This is a genomic window from Micromonospora sp. NPDC051141 (assembly GCF_044455765.1).
Taxonomy (GTDB): Bacteria; Actinomycetota; Actinomycetes; order Mycobacteriales; family Micromonosporaceae; genus Micromonospora.
Genome location: NZ_JBITFD010000007.1, coordinates 40,159 through 53,500, shown reverse-complemented (window position 1 = coordinate 53,500; position 13,342 = coordinate 40,159). Strand labels below are relative to the sequence as shown.

15 protein-coding genes are annotated in these 13,342 nt (G+C 72.7%); 5 read left to right on the top strand and 10 right to left on the bottom strand.

Annotation, left to right across the window (positions count from 1 at the left end; translation table 11 throughout):
• Positions 1–121 precede the first annotated feature (121 nt).
• The 3 genes from ACIA6B_RS15355 to ACIA6B_RS15345 are packed head-to-tail and all read right to left on the bottom strand — an operon-like array spanning position 122 to position 2,137.
• On the bottom strand, positions 122–1,093 hold the full coding sequence (locus tag ACIA6B_RS15355) for a Gfo/Idh/MocA family protein (protein ID WP_396773741.1): 972 nt from the start codon (positions 1,091–1,093) through the stop codon (positions 122–124).
• A gap of 59 nt (positions 1,094–1,152) precedes the next feature.
• Positions 1,153–1,344 carry a DUF397 domain-containing protein gene (locus ACIA6B_RS15350; RefSeq protein WP_396773740.1) on the bottom strand — a complete coding sequence of 64 codons (192 nt, stop codon included), beginning with the start codon at positions 1,342–1,344 and terminating at the stop codon, positions 1,153–1,155.
• Entirely contained in the window at positions 1,331–2,137 is an 807-nt protein-coding gene (locus ACIA6B_RS15345; protein ID WP_396773738.1) for a helix-turn-helix transcriptional regulator, read from the bottom strand. The genes ACIA6B_RS15350 and ACIA6B_RS15345 overlap by 14 nt, the downstream gene beginning before the upstream one ends.
• A gap of 238 nt (positions 2,138–2,375) precedes the next feature.
• Between ACIA6B_RS15345 and ACIA6B_RS15340 the strand changes: the two genes are divergently transcribed.
• The 3 genes from ACIA6B_RS15340 to ACIA6B_RS15330 all read left to right on the top strand — a co-directional run bounded on the left by ACIA6B_RS15340 (position 2,376) and on the right by ACIA6B_RS15330 (position 3,981).
• Entirely contained in the window at positions 2,376–2,507 is a 132-nt protein-coding gene (locus tag ACIA6B_RS15340) for a hypothetical protein (RefSeq protein WP_396773736.1), read from the top strand.
• The gene (locus ACIA6B_RS15335; protein ID WP_396773734.1) at positions 2,504–2,833 is read left to right on the top strand and encodes a hypothetical protein; all 330 of its coding nucleotides are present in this window, start codon (positions 2,504–2,506) and stop codon (positions 2,831–2,833) included. Before ACIA6B_RS15340 ends, ACIA6B_RS15335 begins: the two co-directional genes overlap by 4 nt.
• 320 nt (positions 2,834–3,153) lie before the next feature.
• The gene (locus ACIA6B_RS15330; RefSeq protein WP_396773733.1) at positions 3,154–3,981 is read left to right on the top strand and encodes an NUDIX hydrolase; all 828 of its coding nucleotides are present in this window, start codon (positions 3,154–3,156) and stop codon (positions 3,979–3,981) included.
• A 65-nt stretch (positions 3,982–4,046) separates the two neighbouring features.
• Here ACIA6B_RS15330 and pstB read toward each other — a convergent pair whose 3' ends face one another.
• From pstB to ACIA6B_RS15295, 7 genes are all read right to left on the bottom strand, one after another.
• Positions 4,047–4,823 (bottom strand): phosphate ABC transporter ATP-binding protein PstB, encoded by a 777-nt coding sequence (gene pstB / locus ACIA6B_RS15325; RefSeq protein ID WP_396773732.1) that lies wholly within the window; start codon positions 4,821–4,823, stop codon positions 4,047–4,049.
• 20 nt (positions 4,824–4,843) lie between these two features.
• Positions 4,844–5,932, bottom strand: coding sequence for a phosphate ABC transporter permease PstA (gene pstA, locus ACIA6B_RS15320; protein WP_396773730.1), 1,089 nt, complete (start codon positions 5,930–5,932; stop codon positions 4,844–4,846).
• Positions 5,932–7,017 (bottom strand): phosphate ABC transporter permease subunit PstC, encoded by a 1,086-nt coding sequence (pstC, locus tag ACIA6B_RS15315; RefSeq protein ID WP_396773729.1) that lies wholly within the window; start codon positions 7,015–7,017, stop codon positions 5,932–5,934. Before pstC ends, pstA begins: the two co-directional genes overlap by 1 nt.
• Positions 7,018–7,058: 41 nt before the next feature.
• A complete protein-coding gene (gene pstS, locus ACIA6B_RS15310; RefSeq protein ID WP_281938408.1) occupies positions 7,059–8,162 on the bottom strand; it encodes a phosphate ABC transporter substrate-binding protein PstS in 1,104 nt (367 codons plus the stop codon).
• A gap of 291 nt (positions 8,163–8,453) precedes the next feature.
• On the bottom strand, positions 8,454–9,410 hold the full coding sequence (gene mshD, locus ACIA6B_RS15305; RefSeq protein ID WP_396773728.1) for a mycothiol synthase: 957 nt from the start codon (positions 9,408–9,410) through the stop codon (positions 8,454–8,456).
• A gap of 66 nt (positions 9,411–9,476) precedes the next feature.
• Positions 9,477–10,307 (bottom strand): polysaccharide deacetylase family protein, encoded by an 831-nt coding sequence (locus ACIA6B_RS15300; RefSeq protein ID WP_396773727.1) that lies wholly within the window; start codon positions 10,305–10,307, stop codon positions 9,477–9,479.
• A 140-nt stretch (positions 10,308–10,447) separates the two neighbouring features.
• The gene (locus tag ACIA6B_RS15295) at positions 10,448–11,167 is read right to left on the bottom strand and encodes a winged-helix domain-containing protein (RefSeq protein ID WP_396773726.1); all 720 of its coding nucleotides are present in this window, start codon (positions 11,165–11,167) and stop codon (positions 10,448–10,450) included.
• Positions 11,168–11,412: 245 nt separating this feature from the next.
• Between ACIA6B_RS15295 and ACIA6B_RS15290 the strand changes: the two genes are divergently transcribed.
• Positions 11,413–12,465 carry a hypothetical protein gene (locus ACIA6B_RS15290; RefSeq protein ID WP_396773724.1) on the top strand — a complete coding sequence of 351 codons (1,053 nt, stop codon included), beginning with the start codon at positions 11,413–11,415 and terminating at the stop codon, positions 12,463–12,465.
• 82 nt (positions 12,466–12,547) lie between these two features.
• Positions 12,548–13,330, top strand: a complete 783-nt coding sequence (locus tag ACIA6B_RS15285) for a DUF2993 domain-containing protein (protein WP_396773723.1) — start codon at positions 12,548–12,550, stop codon at positions 13,328–13,330.
• The last annotated feature ends 12 nt before the right edge of the window (positions 13,331–13,342 follow it).

Sequence of the window (13,342 nt, the reverse complement as noted above, 5' to 3'; positions counted from 1 at the left end):
GCGCGCCGCGCCCCCCCGGCGCCCCGCGGGCTGCCGCGGGGGGGGGGCCCCCCCCCCCCCCCGGCGGCGCGGCGCCGCCCCCCCCCCCCCCCCCCCGGGGGCCCCCCCCCCCCCCCCCTCCTTACGCCGCGTAGGAGACGCCGATCCGGGCCTTGATGTCGTCGATCAAAGTCATGATCTCCAGCGTGGTGGCGTGCGGCACCAGCGGGCTCTCGGTCAGCCCGGCCGCCAGGCAGCGCTGCACCTCGATCGCCTCGTACTGGTAGCCGCCACCGGTCAGGTCCGCCGGGATCGTCTCCGGCTCGGCGTCGAGCCGGTGCAGCATTGCCGACCCGGGCCGGAAGAACGGCTCCGGCAGATCGATCCGGCCGGTGGTGCCGGTGATCGACGCGGTGATCGCGGTGGCGCCGACCATGCCGCAGCTCAGCGTGGCCACCGCCCCGGAGTCCCAGCCCAGGACCATGCCGGTGTTCTCGTCCACCGCCTCCGGGCTCAACCGGGCCCACGCCTGCACGTGCTGTGGCACACCGAGCACCAGATGGGCCAGGCTCAGCGGGTAGACGCCGAGGTCCAGCAGCGCGCCGCCGCCGAGCGTACGGGCCCGCATCCGGTGCTCCGGCGGGAACGGCCCGGCCACCCCGAAGTCGGCCCGGACGTGGGTGACCTCGCCGATCGCGCCGTCGGAGATCAGCTCCAGCACGCGCAGGATCAGCGGGTTCGTCCGCATCCACATGGCCTCCATGAAGAAGAGCCCGCGCTCGCGCGCCGTCTCCACCAACTCGACGGTGGTGGGCAGGTCCAGCGTGCAGGGCTTCTCCACCAGCACCGCCTTGCCGCCGGCCAGGCAGGCGAGCGCCGCCTCGTGGTGCGCGGCGTGCGGCGTGGCCACGTAGATCGCGTCCAGGTCCGGATCCGCGGCCAGTTCGGCCCAGGAGGCGTACGCCCGCGGCACGTCGAACCGCCGCGCGAACGTCTCGGCGCTCTCCCGGGTGCGCGACCCGACCGCCACCAGTTCGGCGTCCGGCACCAGGCGCAGGTCGGTGGCGAAGCAGGCGGCGATGTGTCCGGTGGCCAGGATTCCCCAACGCGTCATGCCCGGAACGCTATCCCGCCGGGCCCGCTCACCGGCAGCATGATCCACCCGTCGGGACGTCAGGCTCGGCCGGCGACCTCCGCGACGAACACCCGCCACGACGCCGCCGGAAAGACCAGCGCCGGCCCGGTCGGGTCCTTCGAATCGCGTACGCCGACGACGCCGCCAAGGTTGTCGGCCACCTCGACACAGTTGCCGCCGCTCGAACCGCTGCGCCTGGACTTGCGCCAGGTGGCGTTAGTGAGGTCCATGATCGCTGTGCACTTCCTTCATCAGTTCGAGGGACGGCCGGCGCGGGAGCGCTTCGTTCCGAACGTTCTCCCACCTCGCGTGAAGATTATCCAGCCTATCTTCGCTGTCGACCACGATCCCGTCTAGCTGGTTTTCGAGGTGTCCCACCCAACTCCCGTCGCTGACCCGTGCCATCGCGAACGGCCCCGAGAGCCCGATGTGGAGGCCCGCCGCCGCCGGGATCACATGGACGTGAACGTGGGGAAGCTCGGCGACCGCGATCAGATGGGCGACCTGTTCGGCCATGATGCCGGCGTGCTCTTCGCCCCCGCGACGAAGCGCGGTCTCGTCGAGGACGGCCACCACCTGAGGCGGCGTCTCGCCGGTCAGGATCTTGTGACGGCTCATGCGGGCGCTCACCTGTTGGTCGACCTCGGCCGTAGACATGAGGTCGTTCAGGCGCATCACCACGTGAGCGTAGTTCTCGGTCTGCAGGAGGCCCGGGATCAGAAGCGGCTCGAAGAGCCGAAGCTGCCGCGCGCTCCGTTCTGCGTCGAGCCAGGGCAGGAACCACGAAGGCGCACCGAGCTTCGTCACCAGGCGCTCAAACATTCCGCCGTTCCCGAATGCCCGGTCCGCGCCGCGGATGAAGTCCATGGTGAGAGCCCGCGTGCCACTCTCCACGGCGCTCACGTGCGAGGCGCTGAAGCCCGCCCCGCGGCCGAACGCCTCTTGCGTCATGCCGCCGGCTCCGCGGGCGCGGCGGATCTCGCCCACGATGAAGTCCGCGAGGGGACTCGGTACGAAGCCCACTCAGAGCCTCCCAAAGTAGAGATCGACTACTCGGCACGCCCCACAGCGGGACCACGTTCGGCCAGCTCAGCCCGGACGCCCGATTGGCCTTCCGAGCGTAAGGGCTCCACAGCAGAGTGTCACCAGACGGCGCGGCCGGCAGGGGAGGTACCGGCGGTCGTGCCAGTCAAGGGGACCGCCCTGTCCCGCAGGCAGTGCGCGGGGCGGCCCCCTCCCAGTCCCCCGAGAGGAGCGTGCAGTGCCCGAGGAGAAGCAGACGACCGACCCGCAGCGGGTACCGCCGGCCCGGCCGAACCGCGTTCCGGTGTCGCGCTGGTTGTCGTCGCCGGCCGCAACGACCGTCTTCCCGCGCCGGGAGGGCGAGCGGTGAACACGTCGGCCCGCCGCGAGAACGTCCCGCCGGGTGTGCGGGAGCTTCGGGGCGGCGACGTCCTTCACCTGACCCGCGCGGCCTCACCGCAGTTCGTGACACCCATCGTGGTCCGCGTGATCCGCGTGTGCGACCTGCCCTCCCCGCCTCCGTACGGGTGGGAGTGGATCGACATCTACCAGCTCGGTGCGAACGGAAGCGCGGTCGCCCGCCGCGAGCTGTTCGTGATGCTCGCCGGAGTGCGCCTGCTGACCGTGCCGCCGGGCCCGGCGCTGACCCGCCGCCGGTCCCCGATCCGCCGCATGCCGGTCCGGGCGGGTGGCTGATGGCCCGTCGCCCCCGCCCCGCCGACCACATCCCGTCGCGCCCTACCTGGCGTTGCCGGGCCTGCGGGGTGGCTTGGCCGTGCTCCACGGCGAAGCTCAACCTTCTCGCGAAGTACCGCGAGCGAGAGGCCGAACTGAGGGCGTACCTCCTGAGAATGCACGAGGAGGCCGCCAGCCAACTCGCCGAGCTGAACGATGGGCAGCGCCCAGCCCACCTCGAACAACACTTCACCGCGTGGGTTGAGCCCTGCGGGTAACCTCGCTCGACGGGCCCGCCCCGGCCCGCTTCGGGTCGCCGGGCCGGGAACTAGGCTCGGCGCATGACGATCGACGGCTTCGCCGTACCCCCCGCCCTGGTGGAGCACGCCCGCCGGTTCCACGCCGAGGGCGGCGAGCCCGCGGTGCCCCGGGTCGCCGCGACCGTGCTGCTGCTGCGCCCGGCCGGCGACGACTTCGAGGTCTACCTGATCCGGCGGGTGGCGGCGATGACGTTCGGCGGGATGTACGCGTTCCCCGGTGGCGGGGTGGACCGGTCCGACTCGGAGGCGCACCTCGGCTGGGCCGGGCCGACACCGGCGGCCTGGGGTGAGCGGTTCCGGCTCGACCCGGCGGACGCGCAGGCGGTGGTCTGCGCCGCCGCCCGCGAGGTCTTCGAGGAGGCGGGCGTGCTGCTGGCCGGCCCGGACGAGGCGACCGTGGTCGGCGACGTCAGTGGCGACGACTGGGAGGCGGCTCGGCAGGACCTGGTGGGCCGGCGTAGCGGCTTCGCCGACCTGCTGGCCGGGCGCGGGCTCACGCTCCGGTCGGACCTGCTGCTGCCGTGGACCCGGTGGATCACGCCGGAGTTCGAGCCGCGCCGCTTCGACACGTACTTCTTCGTCGCCCTGCTGCCCGAGGGGCAGCGGACCCGGGACGTCTCCGGCGAGGCCGACCACACGCTGTGGCTCCGCCCGGCGGACGCGCTGGCCCGGGCGGAGGCGGGCGAGCTGACCATGCTGCCGCCGACCATGGTCACGCTCGGCGAGATCGCCGCCGCCGGCGACCTCGCCGGCGTGGCGCGCGCCGCCGCGGAACGCGATCCGGGTACGCCGATCGTGCCGCACATCGAGGATCTGGACGGGGCCGAGCCGCGCTTCGTGTTGCGCTGAGCGTGGCTGTTGAGCGGGGCCCCTTCCTATGCGGAATGCGTTAACCGGGGGCCCCGCCTTACACCTCAGCCGAAGCGGCCGGTGATGTAGTCCTCGGTCTTCTTCTGGGTGGGGTTGCTGAAGATCTTCTGGGTGTTGTCGTACTCGATCAGGCGGCCCGGGTCGCCGGTCTTCTCGATCGAGAAGAACGCGGTGCGGTCCGACACCCGCGCGGCCTGCTGCATGTTGTGCGTGACGATGATGATGGTGAACTTGTCCTTGAGCTGGAACATCAGATCCTCGATGGCCAGCGTGGAGATCGGGTCCAGCGCCGAGCACGGCTCGTCCATCAGCACCACCTGCGGCTCGACCGCGATGGTCCGGGCGATGCAGAGCCGCTGCTGCTGGCCGCCGGAGAGGCCGGCGCCGGGCTTGCCCAGCCGGTCCTTCACCTCGTCCCAGAGGTTGGCCGAGCGGAGCGCCCGCTCGGCCGCCTCCTCCAGGATCGACTTGCGGCGTACGCCGTTGAGTCGCAGGCCGGCCACCACGTTGTCGAAGATGCTCATGGTGGGGAACGGGTTCGGCCGCTGGAAGACCATGCCGATCATCCGGCGGACCGCGGTGACGTCCACGTCGCGGTCGTAGACGTCCTGCCCGTCGATGGTCAGGTTGCCCTCGACCCGGGCACCGGGGAGCACCTCGTGCATCCGGTTGATCGACCGCAGGAACGTCGACTTGCCGCAGCCGGACGGGCCGATCAGGGCGGTCACGGTCTTCGGCTCGACGGTGAGGTTGATGTTCTCGATCGCCTTGAACCCGCCGTAGTAGGCGGTGACGTTCGCGGCTTCGACGCGCTTGGCCATGGTGGCGGTACCTCCGGGGTTCATCGGCCGAGCCGGTTTCGACGGGCCAGCAGCTTCGCCGCGACGGTCAGGACGAGCACCAGCGCGACCAGGGTCAACGCCGCGGTCCACGCCCGCGCCGGTGAGTACTTCGACGCCTCGCCGGCCTGCTGGTAGACGAAGAGGGCCAGCGACGACTGGTTGTTCTCGAACGGGTTGAAGTTGATCGCCGCGCCGCCGCCGGCGACGAGCAGCACCGGCGCGGTCTCACCGGCGGCCCGCGCGATGGCGAGCATGATGCCGGTGACGATGCCGGGCAGCGCGGTCGGCAGCACGACCCGCAGGATGGTCTTCCACTTCGGCACGCCGAGCGCGTACGCGCCCTCCCGCAGCGGCGCCGGCACCAGCCGGAGCATCTCCTCCGTGGAGCGGACCACGGTGGGCAGCATGAGCACGCTCAGCGCCAGCGCGGCGGCGAAGCCGGAGAAGCCCGGCCGGCCGTCGTTGAACCACGGCGACACGATCAGCACCCAGAACGCCAGCACGAACAGGCCGGTGACGATCGACGGGATGCCGGTCATCACGTCCACGAAGAAACGGATGGTGAACGCGAACCGGCCGCGGCCGTACTCGACGATGTAGATCGCGCAGAGCACGCCGAGCGGCACGGTGATCAGCGCGGCGATGCCGACCTGCTCCAGCGTGCCGATAATCGCGTGGTAGGCGCCGCCGTTGGCGTCCCGCGCCCCGATGTTGTTCATCGAGGTGCCGAAGAAGTTCGCGTCCAGCCGCTCGGAGCCCTTGCTCACCAGCGTCCAGACCACCGACGCCAGCGGCAGCACGGCCAGCACGAACGCGGAGTGGATCAGCGCGCTCCAGGTCCGGTCGCGGGCCGACCGGCGGCCCTCCACCGCGTTCGCCGCGACGAAGAGACCGACCAGGTAGAGCAGCGCGCCGACCACCACGACCAGGACCGGGCCGCCGATGCCGGCGCCGTAGACGAGGCCCGCCGACAGCAGCAGCGCCGCGACGGCGAGGGCGGGCGCGGCGTACGCGGGAAGCCGCCTCGCCCGCAGCGTGGCCGGCTGGGCCGGCGGGCGCGGGCGGTGGGTGGGGAGTGTGGTGGTCATCAGGCAGCCGACTCCGTGAACTCGCGGCGACGGTAGATGATCGCCCGCGCGGTGATGTTGACGATCAGCGTGATCGCGAACAGCACCAGGCCGGAGGCGATCAGCGCGCCGCGGCCGGTGTCGTTCGCCTCGCCGAAGCGGTTGGCGATGTTCGCGGCGATCGAGTTGCCGCCGGCTTCGAGGATGTTGAACGAGATGGCGTACGTCGAGCCGAGCGTCAGCGCGAGCGCGATGGTCTCGCCGAGTGCCCGGCCCAGGCCCAGCATCACCGCGGCGATGACACCCGGCCGGCCGTACGGCAGGACCGCGGTGCGGATCATCTCCCAGCGGGTGGCGCCGAGTGCGAGCGCGGCCTCCTCGTTGGCGGTCGGGGTCTGCCGGAACACCTCGCGGGAGAGCGAGGTGACGATCGGCAGCACCATGATCGCCAGCACCACGGAGCCGAGCAGGATCGAGCTGCCGTACGGGCCCTCGCCGAAGATCGGGATCCAGCCGAAGTACCTGTTCAGCCAGGCGGAGAGGTCGGCGACCGGGCCGGCGAAGTAGTCCCGGCCCCAGAGGCCGAACACCACGCTCGGCACGGCGGCCAGCAGGTCGATCAGGAAGCCCAGGCTGTTGCCGAGCCGGCGCGGGGCGTAGTGCGACAGGTAGAGGGCGATGCCCAGCGCGACGGGCACGGCCACGAGCAGCGCCAGCAGCGAGCTCAGGACGGTGCCGAAGGCGAGCGCGCCGATGCCGAACTTCGGCGGGTTGTCGTTCGGGAACCAGCCCTCGAAGGTCCAGAACGACTCGGTGTTGGCCCGCAGCGCCGGTACGGCCTTGGCGATCAGGAAGATCGCGATGGCCGCGATGACGATCAGTACGGTGCTGCCGGCGGCCAGGGTCAGGCCACGGAACGCCCGTTCCGCGCCGAAGGCGCGGGCGCGGGGCAGGCCGCCGCCCCCGCCGAGGCCGCCGTCGGGGCGGCCAGGGTTGCCGGAGCGCTCGGCCACACGCGCCGAGGCACCGGCGGGCCGCTCGTGGCTCGTGGCCACGGGGGTCCCGCCGGTGCCGGCGTGCGCCGAGCGCTGAGGGGTGTCACCCATCTGCTCGCTCGTTTCGCGTTGAGGTGGTGTCGATCAGGGCGTCAGGAGAGGCTCTTGACCGCGGCCTCGACCTTGGTGCGGACCTCGTCGGGGAGCGGGGCGTAGCCCAGCTCGACCAGCTCCTGCTGGCCCTCCGCGCTGGCCGCGTGGCCGAGCAGCCCCTTGACCAGCGGGAGCTTGTCGGCGGCGAGGCCCTTGCTGCAGACGATCTCGTAGGTCGCCAGGACGATCGGGTACGCCCCGGCCTCCTTGGTGTTGTAGTCGATCGACATCTTGAGGTCGTTGCCCTGGCCCTCGAACTTGGCCCCGGCGATGGTCTTGCCGGCCGACTCGGCGGTCAGCTCGGTGAACTCACCGGCGCCGTTCTTGACCTTGGCCATCTTCAGGCCGGAGTTCTCGGCGTACGACCACTCGACGTAGCTGATGGTGCCGTCGGTGCTCTTGACCTTGCTGGCCACACCGTCGGACTTGGCCGCGCCGACGCCGCCCGGCGCCTTCCACGCCTTCGAGTTCTCGAAGGTCCAGTCGGACGCGGCGGTCTTGGCGAGGTACTTGGTGAAGTTGTCGGTGGTGCCCGACTCGTCGGAGCGGTGGACGGCCTGGATCGCGGCCGACGGCAGCTTGGCGTCCGGGTTGTCGGCCTTGATCGCCGGGTCGTCCCACTTGGTGACCTTGCCGGCGAAGATCTTGGCCAGGGTGGCCGGGCTGAACTGGAGGTTGTCCGCGCCGCTGACGTTGTAGACGACCGCGACCGGGCCGATCACCATCGGCAGGTTGAGGGCCTGGCCGCCGGCGCACTTGGCGTCGGCCTGCGGCTGCTCCTCCGGCTTGAGCGCGGAGTCGGAGCCGGCGAAGTCGGCGGTGCCGGCGATGAACGCCTGGATGCCGGCGCCGGAGCCGCTCGGCTCGTAGTTGATCGTGGTGCCCGCGCACTTCTGCTGGTATGCCTTGATCCACTCGGCCATGGCGTTCTTCTGCGCGGAGGAGCCCTGCGCGTTCAGCGTGCCCTTGCCGCAGTCGACGGCGGCGGCGGAGCCGGAGGCGGACGCGCCGGCCGGCTCGTTGTTGTCCGAGCCGCAGGCGCTGAGACCGAGAACCGCGGTAAGAGCGAGACAGGCGATGGCGCCGTGCCGCTGGAGCTTCACTTGAGGGGTTTCCCTTCACGTCTTTGGTCAGGTCGCCCGGGGTTGCCGGGGGCCGGCGCTGACCGGCTTGACGTGAAAGTTAGGAGGACCAGGTGGACGGTTCGCCGGTCGGAAGTGAACGCGGGATGAACACGTCCGGCCGGCGAGGTGGCCGTACGCTGAGGTGGGCCTGTCCATTTCGTGAACTCGCGACCCGCTATCGCTTTTAGCGTGATTTATCCGGGCGGTCGTTATCGCGCCGAGCCCCCGGCGTGATGCTCCCGTGACCGCCGCTCGGCGGTCCGTCGGTGCTCAGCCGCGCTGGTAGTTGACGTGCGCGGACCAGCGGGCGAAACCGGTCCGCTCGTAGAGCGAGACGGCGCCGGTGTTGCTCTCGTCGACGTAGAGCATCACCCGGTCCAGCCCGCGCTGCTCGCGCAGGTGGGCCAGGCCGGCGGCGGTGAGCGCCCGGCCGAGCCCGCCCCGGTGCACGGACGGGTCCACCCCGAGCACGTAGACCTCGCCGATCCGCGCCGAGCCGGGGCGCTCGTGCACCTTGGTCCAGTGGAAGCCGAGCAACCGGCCGGTGGCGGCGTCCACCGCGAGCAGGAAGCCGGCCGGGTCGAACCACGGCTCGGCGAGGCGTACGCGCAGGTCGTCGAGCGTCCACCGGCCCTGCTCGGGATGCTGGGCGAACGCCGCGTTGTTGACCGCCAGCCAGTTCTCGTCGTCCTCCCCGGGGCGGAACGCGCGCAGCTCCACCCCCGCCGGCAGGGCCGGCGTGGGCACCGCCCCGGTCAGCGGGCGGCGGAGCTGCCAGAGCACCCGGGCCCGGGTGAAGCCGAGGTCGACCGCGAGCGCGGCGGCGGACGGGTGGTCACCGTGCGCCCAGGCGCGCAGCGGTCCGGTGGCGGCGGTCAGCACACCGCGGGCCAGCGCCCGGCCGATGCCCCGCCGCCGGTGCGCCGGGTGCACCACCAGCTCCACGCCGACGCCCTCGGCCGGGGCGGTGGTGTCCAGGTGCGCGTACCCGGTCAGGGTGCCGTCGGCGGCGCGGGCGGTGAGGTGCACGGCCGGCGCTGCCGGGTCGCGCAGCCGCAGCAGCACGTGCTCGTCGAGCGGATCGGCGCCGTCGGTGTCGCCGGCCGCGCCCGCCAGCGCCAGCACGTCGGCGACCTCGGCCGTGGTCAGCCGGTCGGTGGCGGCGACAGGGCCGGGCGGGGTCGCTGTCTCGGATTCGGGACCGCTGGTGGGCTCGGTGCTGCTCACCCCGTCACGGTAGCGGCCGGCGGGCGGTCGTTCCCGGTGAGCGGCGACGGCGTGCGGTGGCGCTCGTCACGGGACGCGGGTGGGCAGCGGTTCCAACTCGTACCGCGCGAGCAGTTCGGGCAGGATCTGCTGCAACGCCGCGACCGTGCCGGAGCGGTCCCCGCCCGCGTCGTGCACGAGCACGATCGCGCCGGGCGCGATCTGCGCGCGGATCCGCGCCGCCACGGTCGCCGCCCCCGGCGCCCGCCAGTCCGACGGGTCGACGCTCCAGTGCAGCGGCGTGAGGCCCAACTCCGCGCAGGCCGACGCCACCGGGCCGGTCCAGGCGCCGCCCGGCTGGCGGTAGTACGCGATCCGGGCGCCCGGCGCGGCGGCCAGGATCGCGTCGTTGGTGCGGATCAGGTCCGCCCGGATCGTCTCCGGAGTGCGCCGGCCCAGGTTGACGTCGTGCCTCCAGGAGTGGTTGCACAGCGTGTGCCCCTCGGCCGCGATGGAGCGGACCAGGTCGGGGTAGCTCTCCGCGTTCTCGCCGACGACGCAGAACGTGGCCTTGACGCCGTACTGGCTCAGCAGGGCGAGCACCTGTGGCGTCCACCGGGGGTCGGGGCCGTCGTCGAAGGTCAACGCGACCCGGGACGAACCGGTGGTGACGTGCGCGCCGTACGGTCCGTCGCCGTCGCCGATGGCGGCCGGCGCGCTCGCGGTGGCGTCCGGGCTCGGCCGGCCGGTGTCCGGCGGCTGGTCGGCGTAGTGCGGGGCGTTGGCGGGGGTGGTCACGCCGGTGGCGGTCGGATGCCGCTGCGGCACCAGGCTGCGGCCCAGCGCGTACGCCGAGGCCAGCAGCCCGATGAGCACCGCCGTCACCACCGCCGCCGCCTTGAGCGTCGAGCCGGACATCAGTGGTACCGGCCGTTCGCCGCCCCCGTGATCACCGCGCGCACCGTGGCCCCCCTCAACCTGACCAATCCGGCAGTCAGGATATGAGCGGCTCAGTGCTCAAATGGGGCATATAAGAAAAATGCCCTCGGGGGTGGTGGTCAGACCGGCAGCGGGGCGGGCTCCGTCTCCGGCAGCGAGCGCGACGGCGGCACGACGAACTTGTAGCCGACCTGGCGGACCGTGCCGATCATCGACTCGTACTCCGAGCCGAGCTTCGCGCGCAGCCGCCGGACGTGCACGTCGACCGTGCGGGTGCCGCCGAAGTAGTCGTAGCCCCAGACCTCACGCAGCAACTGGTCCCGGGTGAACACCCGCCCCGGGTGCTGGGCGAGGAACTTCAACAGCTCGAACTCCTTGTAGGTCAGGTCGAGCGGCCGGCCCTTCAGCTTGGCGGCGTACGTGTCCGGATCGATGTTCAGCTCGCCGGCCCGGATCGAGCCGCCGGCGCCCGCGACGGCGTTGTTCAGCCGGCCGACCGCGAGCCGCAGCCGCGCTTCCACCTCGGCCGGACCGGCGCCGGCGAGGATCACGTCGTCCACGCCCCAGTCGGCGTTCAGCGCGATCAGGCCGGCCTCGGTGACCACCGCGACAAGCGGCACCCCGAGCCCGGTGGCGTGCAGCATGCGACAGGTGGCCCGCGCCTCGCTCAGCTCGGAGCGGGCGTCCACCAGGACGGCGTCCGGCGTCGGGCCGGAGACCAGCGTGCGGACGTCACGGGGTGCGGTGCGCACCGAATGCGGCAGCAGGTCGAGTGCCGGCAACACCGCCGACGGCTCACCGGCCCGTGCGGTCACGAGCAGCAGGAGCTCCACGATCACCTCCGTCCCGGCGGCCCTTCGGCCGCGCGCGACCAGCGGCACGCCCGGGTGGGGGCGGCGCTGTGAACTTGCGTGGGTCCCGGCGTCGCTGACGGGCGGGTAACGGGTTGAGCGTAACCGATGGTCCGGCCGTCACCTTCGCGCCTTTTCCCGTTTGCCCTTTCTGCCCTTGATCGCGGCGCAGGTTTTAACGTTGCCGAAACCGTGACCTCCGCCGGGCCGCCCGGGTCTGGCACGATCGGGGCGTGTTTCCCTCCACCTCGCGCGACGCCGGTCGTGAACCGTGGGCCGACGACGACCCGTCCTCCGGGCCGTCCGGCCCGGCCCGTGGCTACCCGCCCGCCCCGCGCGCCGGGACGGGTGCGGAGGAGGGGGAGCCGCGGGACCGTAAGGGCCCCCGTCGGCTCCGCAAGGGCGGCCCGAGCCGGCGCCCCGACGACGCCCCCGACGAGGCGCCCGAGGACGAGGTGCCGCCGGTGGAGTTCCGCCGGCCGCTGGCGCTCACCGTGGCCGGTTTCGCCGCGCTGCTCGGCGTCGGCCTGGTGCTCGGCGCGCAGACCGCCGGCCCGGGGCACCGGCTGCCGTTCGCGGCCATCATCTTCGGCGTCCAACTGCTCTACGTGCTCGCCTGGACGATGGCCATGCGACCGCCCGCGCTGCTGGTCGTCGCGCTGGTCAGCGCCGGCACCGCGGTGATCGCCGACGTCGCCGCCGTACGGGCCGACGTCGCCGGCCTGGCCCCGCTCGGGTACGCCGCGGTCGCCGGCCTGGTGCTCGGTGTGCTGGGCCAGCTCGTCCGCCGGGTGGACCGGGTCCGGGTGACCGACTCGCTGGGCGGCACCCTGCTCATCGTGGTCGGGGTGGTCGCCTTCGCCTCGCTCATCGTGCTCAGCCGGATTCCCAAGGGCACCCAGGCGATCACGGTCTGCCTCACCGCCGCCGGGGTGGCCCTGCTGGTGGCCCGGCTGACCGACGCGGTGGCCCCGTGGCCCCGGCTCGCCCCCCAGGTGCCGCGCGGCGCGGCCGGCGTGGTGGCGGGCGCCATGCTCGGCACGCTGACCAGCGCCGTGCTCGGCAGCTACCTGGTCGGCTTCACCCCGACCAGCGCCGCGCTGGTCGGGGTGGTCACCGCCGCCACCGCCGTGCTGGCCGATCTCGCCGTCGGGTACGCCGAGGCGGGCCGGCTGATGGCGGGGGAGCCGCCGACCATGTGGGCGGCCCGGCACATGCAGGGGCCGCTGGGCGGCTTCGCGCTTGCCGCGCCGGCCGCGTACGCCATGTGCGTGCTCTTCCTCTGATCGCCCGGTTGCGGGAAGCTCGCCCCGGGTAAGTACGGTTGCGCCGCGAGGCGCGGTGACGGCGGCGAGGACTGGAGGCGGCGTGGCAGAGGCGTACCCGGCGGAGGGCCGGCCCCGTCGCCGGGGTCGGAAGGTGCTGATCGGTTTCCTCGTGCTGCTGGTGGTGCTCGCCGGGTTGCTGGTCGTCGCCGACCGGGTGGCCGCCGGGGTGGCCGAGCGGGCGATCGCCGACCAGGTGCGGCAGGAGGTCGCCAAGCAGGACGCCCAGTCCGCCGCGCCCAAGGTCGAGGTGGGCGGCTTCCCGTTCCTCAACCAGGTGCTCGCCGGCAGGTACGAGCGCATCTCCATCCAGTTGACCGACGTCAAGGGCAGCGTGCAGGGCGACACGGTCGACGTGCCGCGGCTGGACGTGGACGCCCGCGACGTGACCGCGTCGCTGGACACGATCCGCTCCGGCCGGGGCGACGTGGTGGCCGAGCGCGTCGACGGGCGGGGCACCGTCACCTACGACAGCCTGGCCAAGCTGCTGAAGCGGCCCGGTCTGACGCTCGGCGAGCGGGACGGCAAGCTGGCGGTCACCGCCCCGGTGGACATCCTCGGCGTCAAGCTGACCGTCAACGGCACCGCCGCCGTGACGGTGGCCGACGGCAAGGTGGCGCTGCGCTTCAGCGACCTCACCGCCGACGGCCTGCCGAACGTGGCGCTGGCGCGGACGCTGCTGGCCAACTACGCCCGGAGCATCTCGATCGATGTGCCGCTGCCGGAGTTGCCGTTCCAGCTCAACGTCCGCAAGGTGGAGCCGAGGCCGGAGGGCCTGGTGGTCACCGCGGACGCCGCGAACGTGCCGATCAACTCCGCCCGCTGACGTCTCGCATGC